This window comes from Tabrizicola thermarum, from assembly GCF_003574395.1.
In the GTDB taxonomy this organism is placed as follows: Bacteria; Pseudomonadota; Alphaproteobacteria; order Rhodobacterales; family Rhodobacteraceae; genus Tabrizicola; species Tabrizicola thermarum.
This window is the reverse complement of record NZ_QMJY01000013.1, coordinates 223,951-237,537: the sequence shown is the minus strand read 5'-3', so window position 1 is coordinate 237,537 and position 13,587 is coordinate 223,951. Positions and strand designations below refer to the sequence as shown.

At 67.6% G+C, this 13,587-nt stretch carries 12 protein-coding genes; 3 read left to right on the top strand and 9 right to left on the bottom strand.

The genetic code is table 11. From position 1 onward, the window contains the following. Window positions 1-28 precede the first annotated feature (28 nt). Complete coding sequence (lhpI, locus tag D5084_RS05985; RefSeq protein WP_238382540.1) at window positions 29-1,759, top strand: cis-3-hydroxy-L-proline dehydratase; 1,731 nt, start codon at window positions 29-31, stop codon at window positions 1,757-1,759. A gap of 67 nt (window positions 1,760-1,826) precedes the next feature. Here the strand turns inward: lhpI and D5084_RS05980 are convergent, their stop codons facing one another. Further along, complete coding sequence (locus D5084_RS05980; protein WP_128514602.1) at window positions 1,827-2,420, bottom strand: L,D-transpeptidase; 594 nt, start codon at window positions 2,418-2,420, stop codon at window positions 1,827-1,829. Between the two features lie 201 nt (window positions 2,421-2,621). Here D5084_RS05980 and dalA point away from each other — a divergent pair, with 201 nt between their 5' ends. Further along, entirely contained in the window at window positions 2,622-3,128 is a 507-nt protein-coding gene (gene dalA / locus D5084_RS05975; protein WP_128514601.1) for a divisome-associated lipoprotein DalA, read from the top strand. Between the two features lie 44 nt (window positions 3,129-3,172). Here the strand turns inward: dalA and D5084_RS05970 are convergent, their stop codons facing one another. From D5084_RS05970 to hslO, 7 genes are all read right to left on the bottom strand, one after another. After that, window positions 3,173-3,670 carry a L,D-transpeptidase family protein gene (locus D5084_RS05970; RefSeq protein ID WP_128514600.1) on the bottom strand — a complete coding sequence of 166 codons (498 nt, stop codon included), beginning with the start codon at window positions 3,668-3,670 and terminating at the stop codon, window positions 3,173-3,175. A gap of 91 nt (window positions 3,671-3,761) precedes the next feature. Continuing rightward, window positions 3,762-4,991, bottom strand: a complete 1,230-nt coding sequence (locus D5084_RS05965; protein ID WP_128514599.1) for a class I SAM-dependent RNA methyltransferase — start codon at window positions 4,989-4,991, stop codon at window positions 3,762-3,764. Beyond that, window positions 4,988-6,841: an ABC transporter ATP-binding protein gene (locus D5084_RS05960; protein WP_128514598.1), complete on the bottom strand. Its 1,854-nt coding sequence runs from the start codon at window positions 6,839-6,841 to the stop codon at window positions 4,988-4,990. Before D5084_RS05960 ends, D5084_RS05965 begins: the two co-directional genes overlap by 4 nt. Window positions 6,842-6,997: 156 nt before the next feature. Further along, complete coding sequence (locus D5084_RS05955; RefSeq protein WP_128514597.1) at window positions 6,998-8,845, bottom strand: ABC transporter ATP-binding protein; 1,848 nt, start codon at window positions 8,843-8,845, stop codon at window positions 6,998-7,000. Window positions 8,846-9,006: 161 nt separating this feature from the next. Further along, on the bottom strand, window positions 9,007-10,164 hold the full coding sequence (locus D5084_RS05950; protein WP_128514596.1) for a CCA tRNA nucleotidyltransferase: 1,158 nt from the start codon (window positions 10,162-10,164) through the stop codon (window positions 9,007-9,009). Then, window positions 10,161-10,757, bottom strand: a complete 597-nt coding sequence (locus D5084_RS05945; RefSeq protein ID WP_238382539.1) for a CoA pyrophosphatase — start codon at window positions 10,755-10,757, stop codon at window positions 10,161-10,163. The genes D5084_RS05950 and D5084_RS05945 overlap by 4 nt, the downstream gene beginning before the upstream one ends. Continuing rightward, window positions 10,754-11,740, bottom strand: a complete 987-nt coding sequence (gene hslO / locus D5084_RS05940; RefSeq protein ID WP_128514595.1) for an Hsp33 family molecular chaperone HslO — start codon at window positions 11,738-11,740, stop codon at window positions 10,754-10,756. The genes D5084_RS05945 and hslO overlap by 4 nt, the downstream gene beginning before the upstream one ends. A gap of 89 nt (window positions 11,741-11,829) precedes the next feature. On the opposite strand from hslO, the gene D5084_RS05935 reads away from it, so the two are divergent. Then, on the top strand, window positions 11,830-12,267 hold the full coding sequence (locus D5084_RS05935; protein WP_128514594.1) for an NUDIX domain-containing protein: 438 nt from the start codon (window positions 11,830-11,832) through the stop codon (window positions 12,265-12,267). Here the strand turns inward: D5084_RS05935 and D5084_RS05930 are convergent. After that, window positions 12,193-13,488, bottom strand: a complete 1,296-nt coding sequence (locus D5084_RS05930; RefSeq protein WP_128514593.1) for a PP2C family protein-serine/threonine phosphatase — start codon at window positions 13,486-13,488, stop codon at window positions 12,193-12,195. The genes D5084_RS05935 and D5084_RS05930 overlap by 75 nt on opposite strands. Window positions 13,489-13,587: the final 99 nt, after the last annotated feature.

Genomic DNA, 13,587 nt, shown 5'->3' with positions numbered 1-13,587 from the left:
GCCCCCGGCGGGGCATGGGGGCGATCGGATGATGGCACGCGTCCTGCACGGGAAAGCGGTGATCGCCGGGCAGGCAAGCGGCGCGGTGCTGCATGCGGACACCGGGCTAAGCTTCATGGGCGGGGTCGATGCCGCGACGGGGCGGGTCATCGACGTGCACCATCCGCTGTGCGGGCAGTCGGTTGCGGGGAAGGTGTTGTGCCTCCCCAGCGGGCGGGGGTCCTGTTCCGGCAGTCTGGTGATCTTCGAGCTGCTGATGAACGGCCATGCCCCGGCGGCCCTGGTCTTCCGGCACAAGGAGACGATCCTGACCTTGGGCGTGCTGATCGCCGGCGAGCTGTTCCAGCGCGGCATTCCGGTGCTGCAACTGGACGAGGCGGGGTTTGCGGCGCTGGCGGGGGCAGGCCATGCGCGGATCGACGGGAACCGGGTTGAGGCGGTGGAGGGACCGGTCGATCCGGCCCCGACTTTCGTGCTGCCGACGCCCGACCCGGCGGACTTCACGCTGACCGACCTTGACCGCCGCCTCCTGGCCGGAGAGTTCGGCGAGGCTGCCAGGATCGCCATGCGGATCGTCCTTCAGACCGCGCGGATCGAGGGCGCGACGGGGCTGGTCGATGTGGACATGGCGCATCTGGACGGGGTCTTCTACCAGGGTCCGGCGGGGCTGAGGTTTGCGCGCAAGCTGTGCGATCTGGGGGCCAGGGTCCGGGTGCCGACGACGATGAACGCGATCTGTGTGGATCGGCGGCAATGGCGGGCCTTGGGCGTGGATCGGGGGCTTGGCGAGGCCTCGGACGCGCTGGCCGAGGCCTATGTCGAGATGGGGGCGCAGCCGACCTATACCTGCGCGCCGTATCTGCTGGAGCGCCCCCCGAAGGCCGGGCAGATGATCGCCTGGGGGGAATCGAACGCGGTGGTCTTTGCCAATTCGGTCCTGGGCGCGCGGACGCTGAAATACCCGGATTATCTGGACATTCTGGTGGCCCTGACCGGCCGCGCCCCGGCGGCGGATTGCTATCTGGCAGAGGGGCGGCGGGCCTCGGTCCGGGTCGAGCTGCCGCATCTGGGCGAAGTGGACGATTTGTTCTTCCCGCTTCTGGGCTATCATATCGGCAAGATCGTCCCGAACGGGATCCCCCTGATCTGCGGGCTGGAGGGACGTGCGGTCAGCCATGACGACCTGAAGGCGTTCGGGGCGGCCTTTGCCACGACCTCGGCCGCGCCGATGTTTCACATGCTGGGGGTGACGCCGGAAGCGACGACCGCTGACCTGGCAAGCGGTGAAGATGTCCGGGTCGTGCGGGTGACGCGGGCCGAGCTGGCCGCGACATGGCGGGAGTTGAACATCGCGCAGACCGCCGATGTGGACATGGTGGCCCTGGGCAATCCGCATTTCTCGCTGACCGAGATGGCGGCGCTGGCGCGGCTGTGCGAGGGGCGGCGCAAGGCCGAGGGGGTGCGGCTGGTCGTCACCTGCGGGCGGGATGTCTTTGCGCGGGCCAGGGCGGAGGGCTTCATCGACAAGGTCCGGGCCTTCGGGGGCGAGGTGCTGAACGACACCTGCTGGTGCTTCATCGGCGCGCCGGTGGTGCCTGCGTCGGTGCGCAACATGGCCACCAATTCAGGGAAATACGCGCATTACGGGCCGGCCGCAGTGGGCAAGGCGTTTCATTTCGCCAGCCTTGCCGCCTGCGTCGATGCCGCCTGCACGGGCCGGATGGACAGGACCTTGCCCGCCTGGTGCCGGGAGGGTTGAGGTCAGAAGGAAAGGACCGCGGGGCATTTCAGCCGCGCGGTCCGATCCTGTCAGCGGTGCCGATGCGTCAGATCAGGCGGACCTGCGTCCCGACCTTTGCCAACTCGAACAGCTCTTCGATGTGTTCGTTGTAAAGGCCGATGCATCCCGAGGACGAGCGGCGGCCGATCTTGCGGGTGTCGTGCGTGCCGTGGATGCGGTAGGCAGGCCAGCCCAGATAGAGGGCGCGGGTGCCGAGCGGATTGTCCGGGGCACCGCCTTCGACGACGGGAGGCCATTCGGGGTGACGCTGCAACATGCTGGCGGTCGGGCGCCAGGTCGGGTTCACGACCTTCTGGATGACCGAGGTCATGCCGCGGCGGGTCAGTTCCTCGGTCAGGGGAACCGAGGTCGGGTAGAGGCGATAGATGGATTCATCCTCGGACCAGAAGTGCAGCGCGCGCGAGGTGGTGTCGGCGAGGATCACCCCGTTGCGGGTGTTGTCGAAATAGTCCTGCCACTTCAGCATCCGGAAGCTGGAGATATTGTGCCGGATCGAGGCCGAGGCAGGCTGCGAGAACTCGGTGCTGCCGTCCTGCGCGAAAGCCGGGAGCGCCGCAAGACCGGCCATGCCGACAGCCCCGCCCAGAACTGCGCGACGGCTGACTTTACCGTTTGCCATGGTCGATACTCCTGAAAGACTGCATTCGGTGCGCATATAGCCGCTTTGTGACAGGGCCGCAAATCAAAGACCTGTCAGCGGCGGCGGATGGCGCGGGTGGTCGCCCTCCGCCGAAATGAACAAGCCCGTTTGAACCTGACGCGCGCTTCCGCTAAGGAGAGCCGAACCGCCGCGCGACGCGGCAGATTTCTGGTGGACCGAATGAACAGACGTATTTTCCTGCTGGCTGGCGCCGGCTTGACCTTGGCTGCATGCAGCACCGCAAGCGCACCGCAACTGGGCGCGGACGGGAGGCCGTTGCCGAAGGTCTACAGGATCACCGACGCGCGGGAAGTGTCGTACCGGTTTCTGGATGCGATGAACACGCTGCGGGCGGCCAAGGGTCTGCCGCAGGTGAGCTTTGACGCCAGCCTGAACGCCGCGGCCGAGACGCATTCGCGCGACATGGCGGTGCAGAACCGGCCCTGGCATTTCGGGTCGGATGGGTCGTCGCCGCTGGTCCGGGTGCAGCGCAGCGGCTATGCCGGGCGCTTCCTGGGCGAGAACATCTCGGAGACCTATGAGACCGAGCTGGAGACGCTGTCGTCCTGGATGGCGCAGCCCGACACGCGGGCCGTCATCATGGACCCGCTTGCGACGCGGCTGGGGTTCGCCTGGTTTCAGGAGCCGAGCGGCAAGATCTGGTGGACCATGCTGACCGGGGCCTGAGGGCGGACGGATCAGAGAGATCGGGGGCCTGCGGGCCCCCTTCTTCATGGCAGGATGTAGATCGGCGTTCCGGGGTTCACCATGGAGTAGACGACCTCCATCTCCTTGTCGGTGAGCGCGATGCAGCCTTCCGTCCAGTCGCGCACCGACATCGGCCGCCTGGGACCGCCATGGATGAAGATGTCGCCGCCCGGCTGCTTGCCCTGCGCCTCGGCAAAGGCGATGTCGTTGGCGTTCGGGTAGTCGATCCGCAGCGACAGGTGAAAGCGCGAGTTGGGGTTCTTGTGGCTGATCGTGTAGGCGCCTTCGGGGGTCTTGCCGTCGCCTTCGAACTGCTTGTGGCCTTCCGGCGCGAAGCCGAGCGAGACGTCGTAGGCTTTCAGGACCTTTTCGTTGTGCAGAAGATACATCTTCCGGGCGGACTTGTGGACCTGGATCTGCGTCACCTCGGGCCCGCGGTATTTGAGAAACTTGGTCTTCGGCGCGCAGGCCGCCAGACCCAGTGCGACCACCAGGAAAAGAATAAGTCCGAAACCGCGCATGTCGTTGCCCGCTGCCCCTTTTTTCGATCAGTCTACCGAAAAGGGCGGACGCTGCCTAGCCAATCAGTCCCGTGTCGGGATCACGGAACCGTCAGGTCGCGGGGCTGGCAGAGCGGCTGAACCGGGCGACAAGCTCGATATGGGTGGACCAGCGGAACTGGTCGACGACCTGAAGCCAGTCGAGCCGGTAGCCCGCGGCAGTCAGCACCCTGGCGTCGCGGGCGAAGGTGACGGGGTTGCAGGAGACGGCGGCGATGACCGGGATCCGGCTCGCGGCAAGGCGGTCGGTCTGCGCCTCGGCCCCGGCGCGCGGAGGGTCGATGACGGCACCGGTGAAGCTGTCCAGTTCGTCCGGTTCCAGCGGGCGGCGGAAAAGGTCGCGGGTTTCCACGCTGATCCGGTGGAGGTTGGGGGTGTTCCGGGCGGCGAGGTCGAGGGCCCTGGTCATCGCTGAGTCGCCTTCGACAGCGTGAACCTCCATGGCTTCGGCCAGGGGCAGGGTGAAGGTGCCAACGCCGGAGAAGAGGTCGGCGATGCGCCTTTGCGGGCCGAGGGCTTGTCTGACGGCCGCAAGGAGGGCGGCTTCGCCTTCCCGGGTCGCCTGGAGGAAGGCGCCGGGCGGGGGGACGACTGTGGCCTGGCCCATGGTGAGCGCGGGGCGGTCGCGGAGGGCGACGGTTTCGCCGTCCCAGGTCAGGCGGGAGAAGGCGTGGGCCTCGACGAGGCGGGCCAGATCCATCCGCAGCGCGCTGTCCAGCGGTTTGCCGCCGGTGACGACGACATCGGGGCCGCCTTTGGTGAGGGTAACTTGCAGCGAAAGCTCCGTGGTCCGCGAGCCGCCGGCCATCACCAGCGCCCGGAGGCCGGGCCAGGCCGCAAGGATGCCGGGGTGGAGAAGCCGGCAGTCGGGGATCTCCACGATCGTGTCGGAGGCGCGGGCGTGGAAACCGATGAGGGCTCCGCCCCTGGTGCGTCGGGCGGACAGGGTGGCGCGGCGACGGGAGTTCGGGGGAGATGTCACCAGCGGCAGGAAGTCGGCGCTCAGGCCCTGGGCCGCAAGGGCATTTGCCACGACCTCTTGCTTCCACCCGGCCACGAAGCTGTCGGAGGCGTGTTGCAGCTGGCAGCCGCCGCAGGCGCGGGCGTGGCGGCAGGGCGGTCTGACGCGGTCGGGCGAGGGGGTGACGATCTTCGGATCGGTCAGGCGGTCGCCGTCGGGGGTGCCTTCGACGACCTCTCCGGGCAGGGCGCCGGGCACATAGACTGGCCCGGGGGCTATGCCGTGCCCAAGGTGCCCAAGCCGTTCGATGGTGACGATCACTCAGCCGCTTCCTGTTCGTCTTCGGTGCCGATGAAGCCGCCTGATTGCCGTTTCCAGTAGCGCGCGTAAAGCCCGTTCCTGGCCAGAAGCTCGTCATGGCTGCCGACCTCGACGATCCGGCCACGGTCGAGGACGATGATCCGGTCCATCGCGGCGATGGTGGACAGCCGATGCGCGATGGCCAGCACGGTCTTGCCTTCCATGACCCGGCCAAGGGCTTCCTGGATCGAGGCTTCGACTTCCGAATCGAGGGCGCTGGTCGCCTCGTCCAGCACCAGGATCGGCGCGTCCTTCAGGAAGGCGCGGGCAAGCGCGATGCGCTGGCGCTGGCCGCCGGACAGTTTCACCCCGCGTTCGCCAAGGAAGGCGTCATAGCCGCGGCGGCCCTGGTGGTCGAGCATGTTGGCGATGAACTCATCGGCTTCGGCGGCCTTCGCTGCGGCGATGATTTCGGCCTCGGTCGCCTCGGGCCGGCCATAGGCGATGTTGTCGCGGGCGGATCGGTTGAACATCGCGGTTTCCTGCGTGACCATGCCGATCTGGCGGCGCAGGGATTCCTGCGTGACCGCCCGCACGTCGGTGCCGTCGATGGTGATGCGGCCCTGTTCGGGGTCGTAGAGCCGCAGGAGGAGCGAGACGAGCGAGGATTTCCCTGCCCCGCTGGCGCCGACGATGCCCAGCTTTTCCCCGGCGCGGATGGTCAGGTCGATGTCACGGACCCCGCCCCGTTCGCGGCCATAGGCGAAGGTGACGTTGTCGAACCTGATCTCGCCCTTGACGCGGGGCAGGGGCCTGGCGTCGGGCGCGTCGGCGAGGGTGTGGGGGACGGAGAGGGTGCGCATCCCATCCTCGACTTCACCGACGCTGGTGTAGATCGACATGAGGGTGAAGCTGACCCAGCCGGACATCTGCGCGATGCGAAGGGCGATGGCCCCGGCGGCGGCGATGTCGCCTGCGGTGGCGGCGCCCTGTTGCCAGAGCATCACCGTCCCGCCGATCAGGAGGACGGGGAGGACCCCGGCCAGGAGCATCAGGGCAAGGCGGAACCAGGTGGAGATGACGCCGAATTCGAGGGAGCGGTCGCGGAACACCTCCATCGCGTCGATGGCGACGCGGTCCTCGAAGGCGGCATGGGCGAAGAGCTTCACCGTCTTGATGTTGGTGATCGTGTCCACGACCTGGCCCGAGACCATGGCGCGAGAGGAGGCGCGGGCGGCGGAGTTCACGCGGATCAGCGGCAGGAAGAAGCGGATCAGGAAGGCGTAGGCGACCAGCCAGACCGCAAGCGCGATGGCGGCGCGGTAGTCGACGGCGATCAGGAAGGCGACGGAGCCGATGACGGAGGCCAGCGCGAAGCAGACGGTGTTGATGACTTCGGTCGCCACATCGGTGACGGCGCGGGCGGCCTGCATCTGTTTCTGCGCGATGCGCCCGGCGAAGTCGTTGTCGAAGAAGGTGACGGCCTGGCCCAGCGTCCAGCGATGGAGGCGCGAGAGCACCAGCGGCATCACGTTGGGGCCGATGATGATGCTGTTCGATGCCGAGGAGACGGCGAAGGCGAGCGGGCGGAGGACGAGGTAGAAGCCGATGAACCAGAGGACGAGGGACCAGTGGGCGGTGAAGAAGTCGGTCGGGCCGGAGTTCACGGCGGCGTCGATCACCCAGCCGAGGATGAGGGCGCTGACCACTTCCGTGACGCCGGCGAGGGAGGAGAGGAGCCCGGCGATGACAAGCATCGGCCAGGACCCGGCCAGCGACCAGCGCATGAAGGGGCCGAGCCTTTGCGGCGGGGGGCCGTCGGCGGGGCGGAAGGCGTCGATGAGGGAGCCGAGGCTTTGAAGCGCGCTCATGCGGCAGAGGTAGGCCGGTCCTTGGGGGGAAGCAAGGGATTACGCTGTGCGGGGGTGCTCAGTTCCCTTTGTGAGTGCCGTGAATTCCCGTCCCGGACTTGATCCGGGACCTCCCCGGGTTTCGGGAGGCCCCGGATCAAGTCCGGGGCAGGGTCTCTATTCGGCGGCTTCCTCGTCCAGCCCGATGAAGCCGCCCGACTGCCGCGCCCAGAAGCGGGCGTAGAGGCCGCCCTTGCGCAAAAGCTCGGCGTGGGGGCCGTCCTCGACCACTTCGCCGTCCTCCAGCACCACGATCCGGTCCATCGCGGCGATGGTGGAGAGGCGGTGGGCGATGGCGATCACGGTTTTCCCCTCCATCACGCCGTAAAGCGCGCCCTGGATGGCGGCTTCGGCCTCGGAGTCCAGGGCGCTGGTGGCTTCGTCCAGGATCAGGATCGGCGCGTCCTTCAGGATCACCCGCGCGATGGCGACGCGCTGGCGCTGGCCTCCCGACAGCTTCACCCCGCGTTCGCCGACATGGGCGTCATAGCCCTTGCGGCCCTGCGGGTCCTCGAGCGTGAGGATGAAATCATGCGCCTCGGCCTTCTTCGCGGCGGCGATCATCTCCTCCTCGCTGGCGTCGGGGCGGCCGTAGAGGATGTTGTCACGAACGGAACGGTGGAGGAGCGACGAGTCCTGCTGCACCATGCCGATCTGGCGGCGCAGGCTTTCCTGCGTGACGTCGGCGATGTTCTGACCGTCGATCAGGATCTCGCCCGATTCGGTGTCGTAGAAGCGCAGGATCAGCTTGACCAGCGTGGATTTCCCCGCGCCGGAACGGCCGACGACGCCGATCTTCTCGCCCGGGCGGATGGTCAGGCTGACGTTCCTGAGGCCCCCGAAGCCGCGGCCGTAGTGGTGCGAGACGTTTTTCAGTTCAAGGAGGCCTTGCCGGAAGTCCAGAGGCCTGGCGCCGGGTTTGTCCACCAGGGTGACGGGCTGGGCGATCGTCTCCATCCCTTCGGCGAGGGTGCCGAGGTTCTGCACCAGCTGGGTCGATGCCCACATGATCCAGTAGGTCATCGAATGCAGCCTGAGGACCAGCGCAACGGCCCCGGCGACGACGCCGACGGTGGCAAGATCATGGGTCCAGAGCCACATGGCGAGGCTGGAGACGCCAAGGATCATCAGCCCGTTGATGAAGGTCAGCGCCATGTCCATCCTGGTCACGATCCGCATTTCCTTCTGGAACATGGTGCGGGCGTGTTCGATGGCTTCGCGGGCGTAGTTCTCTTCGCTGGACTGGTGGGCGAAGAGCTTGACCGAATGGATATTGGTGTAGCTGTCCACCACCCGGCCCGTGACGGCGCTGCGCGCGTCCGATGAGGCGGTAGCGGCAGGCCCCGCCCGGCGGATCGTCCAGCGCATGAGCGCAAGGTAGGCGACCAGCCAGAGCAGAAGCGGCACCATCAGGCGCGGGTCGGAGTTGGCCAGCATCAGCAGTGCGCCAAGGAAGGTGGCGGCGGCGAAGGCGGCCATGTCGAAGACCTGGAACACCGCGTCGCCGGCGGCGGGCGGGGCCTGCATGATGCGGTTCGCGATCCGGCCCGCGAAATCGCTTTCGAACCAGCCGACGGGCTGGCGCAGGACATGGCGGTGCGCCCGCCACCGCATCATCGTGCCGAAGTTCGTGAGGATCGTGTTGTGCAGAAGGCCCACGGCCCCCCCGGCGACCAGAGGCCGGACGATCAGGATCACCAGGGCGGCGATCATGATCTCGGTCCAGTGGTTTTCCAGAAAGGCCTGCGGCGTCTGGCCGGTCATCAGATCGACCAGGCGGCTGAGATACCAGATCATGCCGACATCCAGCACCGCGTTGCCGACCGAGAAGACGGCCGTGACTGCAAAGACCGCGCGGAACGGGCGGATGTAATCCTTCAGGAAGGGCCAGAGCCTGCGGGGCGGGGCGTCCTGTTCAGCATAGGGCTGATAGGGATCGACGAGGTTTTCGAGGAAACGGAACATGATGGGAAGGCCCGAAAGAAGTGCAGCGATGGGGTGAAGCGGTGCCTGCAAGCGACCGCCACGACGGGACCGGTCAACTCAGGCGAGTCGAAACGAGATCCCGTTTTCCATGCTGGTCTCCTTCTTGGGTGCGCCGTTCGTAGCCGAGTCGCGGCGGATTGTCACGCCCCTTTCAAGAGCGCCTCGCGCGAGAGGGTGAGGTCGGAGGCGAGCCAGCGTGCTTCGAGTGCTTGCAGCCGCGCGCCCAGGATCTCGCCTTGCAGCCCGGGCATCAGGTCGGCGGCGGTCACGGGGAAGCGGGCGGTTGCGCCGCGACGGGCCTCGGCCCGCCAGTCCTGCGGGGGTGGTGTGCCAAAGCTGGCGGCGCGGGCCAGGATGGCGTCGGTGGCGAGGTCTTCACCCAGCCGCCAGCCAAGCGCGGCGGGGGTATCGGTGGAACCGATGGCGGCGTGGAGGGCGGCGAGGTCCCGCGCCTCGGCCCTGGACAGGCGGAGGTCGGACGTGTCGCCGCCGAGGACGGCAAGGCGGCGGAGCCAGCGGGGAGGGTGGCCGGCGTCGAGGTGCGCCCCTTCGAGATGGACGAGCGGGGCAAGGGCGCACGGGTCGGCGCCGGGCAGGACGCGCGCAAGCACACCCGCCCGGGACATGGCGGCGACGGCGGGGGCGGGGTCACGGGCGGAAAGGAGCTTGCGGAGTTCGGCATGGATCCGTTCGCGGGAGATGCCGTCGAGGCCTTCGGCCAGAGCGGCGCAGGCGGCGAGGCCGTCGGGGTCGATGCCCTGCTCCGGGTCGCCATAGGCGGCGTGAAAGCGGAAGAAGCGCAGGATGCGGAGGTAGTCCTCGCGGATGCGGGTCTCGGGGTCGCCGACAAAGCGGACGCGGCGGGCTTGCAGGTCGGGCAGGCCGCCCAGCGGGTCGATGACGGTTCCGTGGCGGTCGGCGTAAAGCGCGTTCATCGTGAAGTCGCGGCGTCGGGCGTCCTCGGCGATGTCAGTGGAATAGGCCACCACGGCACGGCGACCGTCGGTTTCAACGTCGCGGCGGAAGGTTGTGACTTCGTGCGGCTTGCCCCGGGCAATCACGGTGACGGTGCCGTGGTCGATGCCGGTGGGGACCACCTTGAAGCCTGCGGCCTCGGCGAGGTCCGACACCGTTTGCGGCGTCGCGTCGGTGGCAAGGTCGATGTCGCTGACGGGTTCGCGCAAGAGCGCATTTCGGACACAGCCGCCGACCAGCAGGGCCTGATGGCCGGCGGCCTCCAGCGCCTGCATCAGGGCCTGGGTGCCCGGATGGTCCAGCCAGTCGCCTGCCACGTTCATTGCCCCACCCGGTCCGCCAACCCCCGCAGGATACGCGCGGTGGCGCCCCAGATGTAATAGGGGCCGTAGGGGACGGCGTAGTAGCGGCGCCAGACGCCCATCCAGCGCCGCCGTTCGATGGCAAAGCGGGCGGGGGACAGGACATGGGAGAGCGGGACGGTGAAAATCTCTTCCACCTCGCCCGCCTCGGGGACGGGCGCGAAGGCGCCGCGGATCAGGCCGACGAAGGGGGTGATGGCGAAGCCGGTGACGGTTTCGTGGAGGGGCAGCGTGCCGAGGATTTCCACGCGGGTTTCGGGAAGGCCGATTTCCTCGCGCGTCTCGCGCAGCGCGGCGGCCTGCGCGCTGGCGTCGGTGGCATCGACCTTGCCCCCCGGGAAGGCGATCTGGCCGGGGTGGTGCTTCAGGTGCGAGGAGCGTTTGGTCAGGATCAGACGCGGGCCATCCTCGCGCAGCCAGACGGGGACCAGCACGGCGGCCGGGCGCAGGGGCTTGTCGGCGGGCGGGCGGAGGCCGGGGTTGAGGTCGAAATCCGAGGACGGCCCGGCGGGGCGGGCAAGCGCCGCGCGCAGGGCCGTCTCGGCATCCATCATTCCGGCTTGACCGCTTCGAAGCCGAGGGTCTTTGGGTCCAGCTCGTAATGCGCGCCGCAGAACTGGCAGTCGGCGGTGACGACCCCGGCTTCGGTGGTCATCCGCGCGATGTCCTTCTGACTGTAGATCGACATGGTGTTGCGCACCTTTTCCTCGGAGCAGGAACAGCCGAAGCGCACGGGCTGGGCGTCGAACACGCGGGGGCCTTCCTCGTGGAAGAGGCGGACGAGAAGGTCGGTCGGGGGGACCGAAGGGCCGATCATCTCCAGCGTCTCGACAGTGTCGAGAAGAAGGTTGGCGCGGTTCCAGTTTTCCGATTCCGCCCCGCCAAGGATGTCGGCATGGGTCAGAAGCCCGCCCTCGCCCGAGCCCTGCTCGGCGGCGACCCCGCCCGAGGTCGGCATGTGTTGCAGCATGATGCCCCCCGCGCGCCAGTGCAGCGGGCGGCCGGGTTCGGTGCTTTCGCCGTAAGCCAGCTGAAAGCGGGTAGGGATCTGTTCGGACTGGGCGAAGTAGGTCTGCGCGCAGTCGGACAGGCTTTTCCCGGCGATGGGGGTGAAGCCCTGGTAGGGCAGCATGCCTTCGCCCTGGTCGATCATCACGGCGAAATACCCCTCGCCGATCTGGCTGAAGGGGTCGGCGTTCAGGTCCAGCCTTTCGGCGTCATAGCTGGCATAGGCGCGGATGCGGGCGGGTTCGCCCTCGGCCGTCGGACCGTAGTAGTCGGTTGCGATCAGCCGGGCGGGGCCCTTGCCGCGGACCTGAAGCGACAGCTTCCAGCGCAGCTTGATCGCCTGGCCGATCAGCGCGGTGAGAAGCGCGGTCTCGGCCACCAGCGCCTCGATCACGGACGGGTAGGCGTGCTGCTTCAGCACCTGATCCAGGACGCCGTCAAGACGTGCGACGCGGCCGCGGATGCCCGAGGCGTCAAGTTGAAACGGCAGGACGGTATCGTCCCAGGCGATTTGCGAACCGGTGGTCATGTGGAAGTTCCTGGGGGGTTTCCCGATGGTGCCAGTGCTGGCATACCGCGCCTATATAGGCAGGGCAACCGCAGGTCCAAGGGGGCAAGATGATCCGACGCTATGGCGAGCCGGTGAAGCGGGGGCAACGATACACCCGTCGCGCAGGGGTTTATGCGGTGCTGTTGCAGGGCGACCATATCCTTGTCACCCACCAGGCCGCGCCCACCCCCGAGTTCCAGCTGCCCGGCGGCGGAATCGACAAGGGCGAGCAGCCGATTGCCGCGCTCCACCGCGAGGTGTTCGAGGAAACGGGCTGGAAGATCGCGGTGATCCGGCGGCTGGGGGCCTTCAGGCGGTTCACCTACATGCCGGAATACGACCTCTGGGCCGAGAAGGTCTGCTCGGTCTACCTCGCGCGCCCGGTGCGGCGGCTGGGTCCGCCGAGCGAGGCGGGGCACACTGCGGCGTGGCTACCCGTCGAGGAAGGGCTGAGCCTTCTGGGCAACGAGGGGGACCGGGGGATGCTGGCCAGCCTCTTGCGGTAGAAGGTCGATGACCACGCCCGAGACGTCATCGGGAAACGAATCGCTGCCCGCCTGCCGGGCCAGATCCCAGACCAGCGCCTCCAAGAGGTCGGCACCCGAGAGATGCGCAGACCGGCGCAGGCTTTCGATCAACCCCTCCTGACCGAAATCCTGACCCGAGGGCAGGGGACATTCGGTGAAACCGTCCGAGAAGAGCAGGAGCCGGTCGCCCGGGCCGATGGCGAATTCCTGCCGTTCGAAGGTGGCTTCGGGCAAGAGGCCGACAGGCAGCCCGCCCTGCCCCAGCTGTTCGATCCGGCCATCGGCGCGGATGAGGATCGGGTGAGGATGCCCGGCCTGGACCAGCCACAGACGGCCCCGCACCCGGTCAACCACCGCGAAGGCCATGGTAAAGTATTGTTCGGCCTGGATTTCATCCAGCATGAGCCGGTTGAAGCGTTCGACGACGACTTCGGGCGGCAGAAGGACATGGCTGCCGTCCGGTCCCTTGCCGAAGGCCAGATTCTGTTCGGGCGCCGATCCGGTCAGGAACCCCGCAAGCCGCGCGGTCATCATCGCCGAGGCGACGCCGTGACCCGAGACGTCGATCGAATAAGCGACAAAGCGGTCTTCGTCGACGCGGAAGCTGCCGACCAGATCGCCGCCCACGCGGCCCGAGTTGCGCAAGAGCAGCGACACCCTGGCCCAGCCGCAATCGCGCACCCGGTCGCGCACCAGCGTCTGCTGCAGCTTTCGCGCCTCGATCAGGTCGCGGTCGAGCGAATCGTAAAGTTTCTGCAATTCGACCAGGGTCGCCACGATGACCTTGTTCTTGGCCAGCACCTCGGCCTGCATGGCGAGCATGCGTTCCCCGGCCCGCAACCGGGCACGCAGTTCGTTCGAGGCGACCGGCTTGGTCAGGAAGTCATCGGCCCCGGCCTCCAGCCCGTCGGCGATCTCGGTCTTTTCGGACTTGGAGGTGAGCAGGATGAAATATCCATAGGCCTCACGCCCCAAGGCCCGGAATTCCCGACAGAAATCCAGCCCCGTCATGCCGGGCATCATCCAGTCGCTGAGGATGATGTCAAAGTTCTGCGCCCGGCAGAGATCCAGCGCCGCCTGACCCGAATCGCATTCGCTGACCCGATAGCCCCAGCGTTTGAGCTGCATCGAAACCAGTTGGCGCTGTGCCCGGCTGTCATCGACAACCAGCACATGCCGCGGTTCTTCCCCCGCCTGCATCGCTGTCTCTACCTTTATCGCACCGGCAAACAATGGGCACCTTTCCCGCTTTGCACGGCACCCTGCGCGACGGCCCTTAACGCCCGGTGAATGCTAAAA

Excerpts from the sequence above, each read along its gene's own strand:
- dalA (WP_128514601.1), top strand. The coding sequence starts at position 2,622 with ATGAACAGACGTATTTTCCTGCTGGCTGGCGCCGGCTTGACCTTGGCT.
- lhpI (WP_238382540.1), top strand. The coding sequence starts at position 29 with ATGATGGCACGCGTCCTGCACGGGAAAGCGGTGATCGCCGGGCAGGCA.
- D5084_RS05955 (WP_128514597.1), bottom strand. The coding sequence starts at position 8,845 with ATGTTCCGTTTCCTCGAAAACCTCGTCGATCCCTATCAGCCCTATGCT.
- D5084_RS05945 (WP_238382539.1), bottom strand. The coding sequence starts at position 10,757 with ATGATGGATGCCGAGACGGCCCTGCGCGCGGCGCTTGCCCGCCCCGCC.
- D5084_RS05930 (WP_128514593.1), bottom strand. The coding sequence starts at position 13,488 with ATGCAGGCGGGGGAAGAACCGCGGCATGTGCTGGTTGTCGATGACAGC.
- D5084_RS05935 (WP_128514594.1), top strand. The coding sequence starts at position 11,830 with ATGATCCGACGCTATGGCGAGCCGGTGAAGCGGGGGCAACGATACACC.
- D5084_RS05970 (WP_128514600.1), bottom strand. The coding sequence starts at position 3,670 with ATGCGCGGTTTCGGACTTATTCTTTTCCTGGTGGTCGCACTGGGTCTG.
- D5084_RS05960 (WP_128514598.1), bottom strand. The coding sequence starts at position 6,841 with ATGAGCGCGCTTCAAAGCCTCGGCTCCCTCATCGACGCCTTCCGCCCC.
- hslO (WP_128514595.1), bottom strand. The coding sequence starts at position 11,740 with ATGACCACCGGTTCGCAAATCGCCTGGGACGATACCGTCCTGCCGTTT.
- D5084_RS05950 (WP_128514596.1), bottom strand. The coding sequence starts at position 10,164 with ATGAACGTGGCAGGCGACTGGCTGGACCATCCGGGCACCCAGGCCCTG.
- D5084_RS05980 (WP_128514602.1), bottom strand. The coding sequence starts at position 2,420 with ATGGCAAACGGTAAAGTCAGCCGTCGCGCAGTTCTGGGCGGGGCTGTC.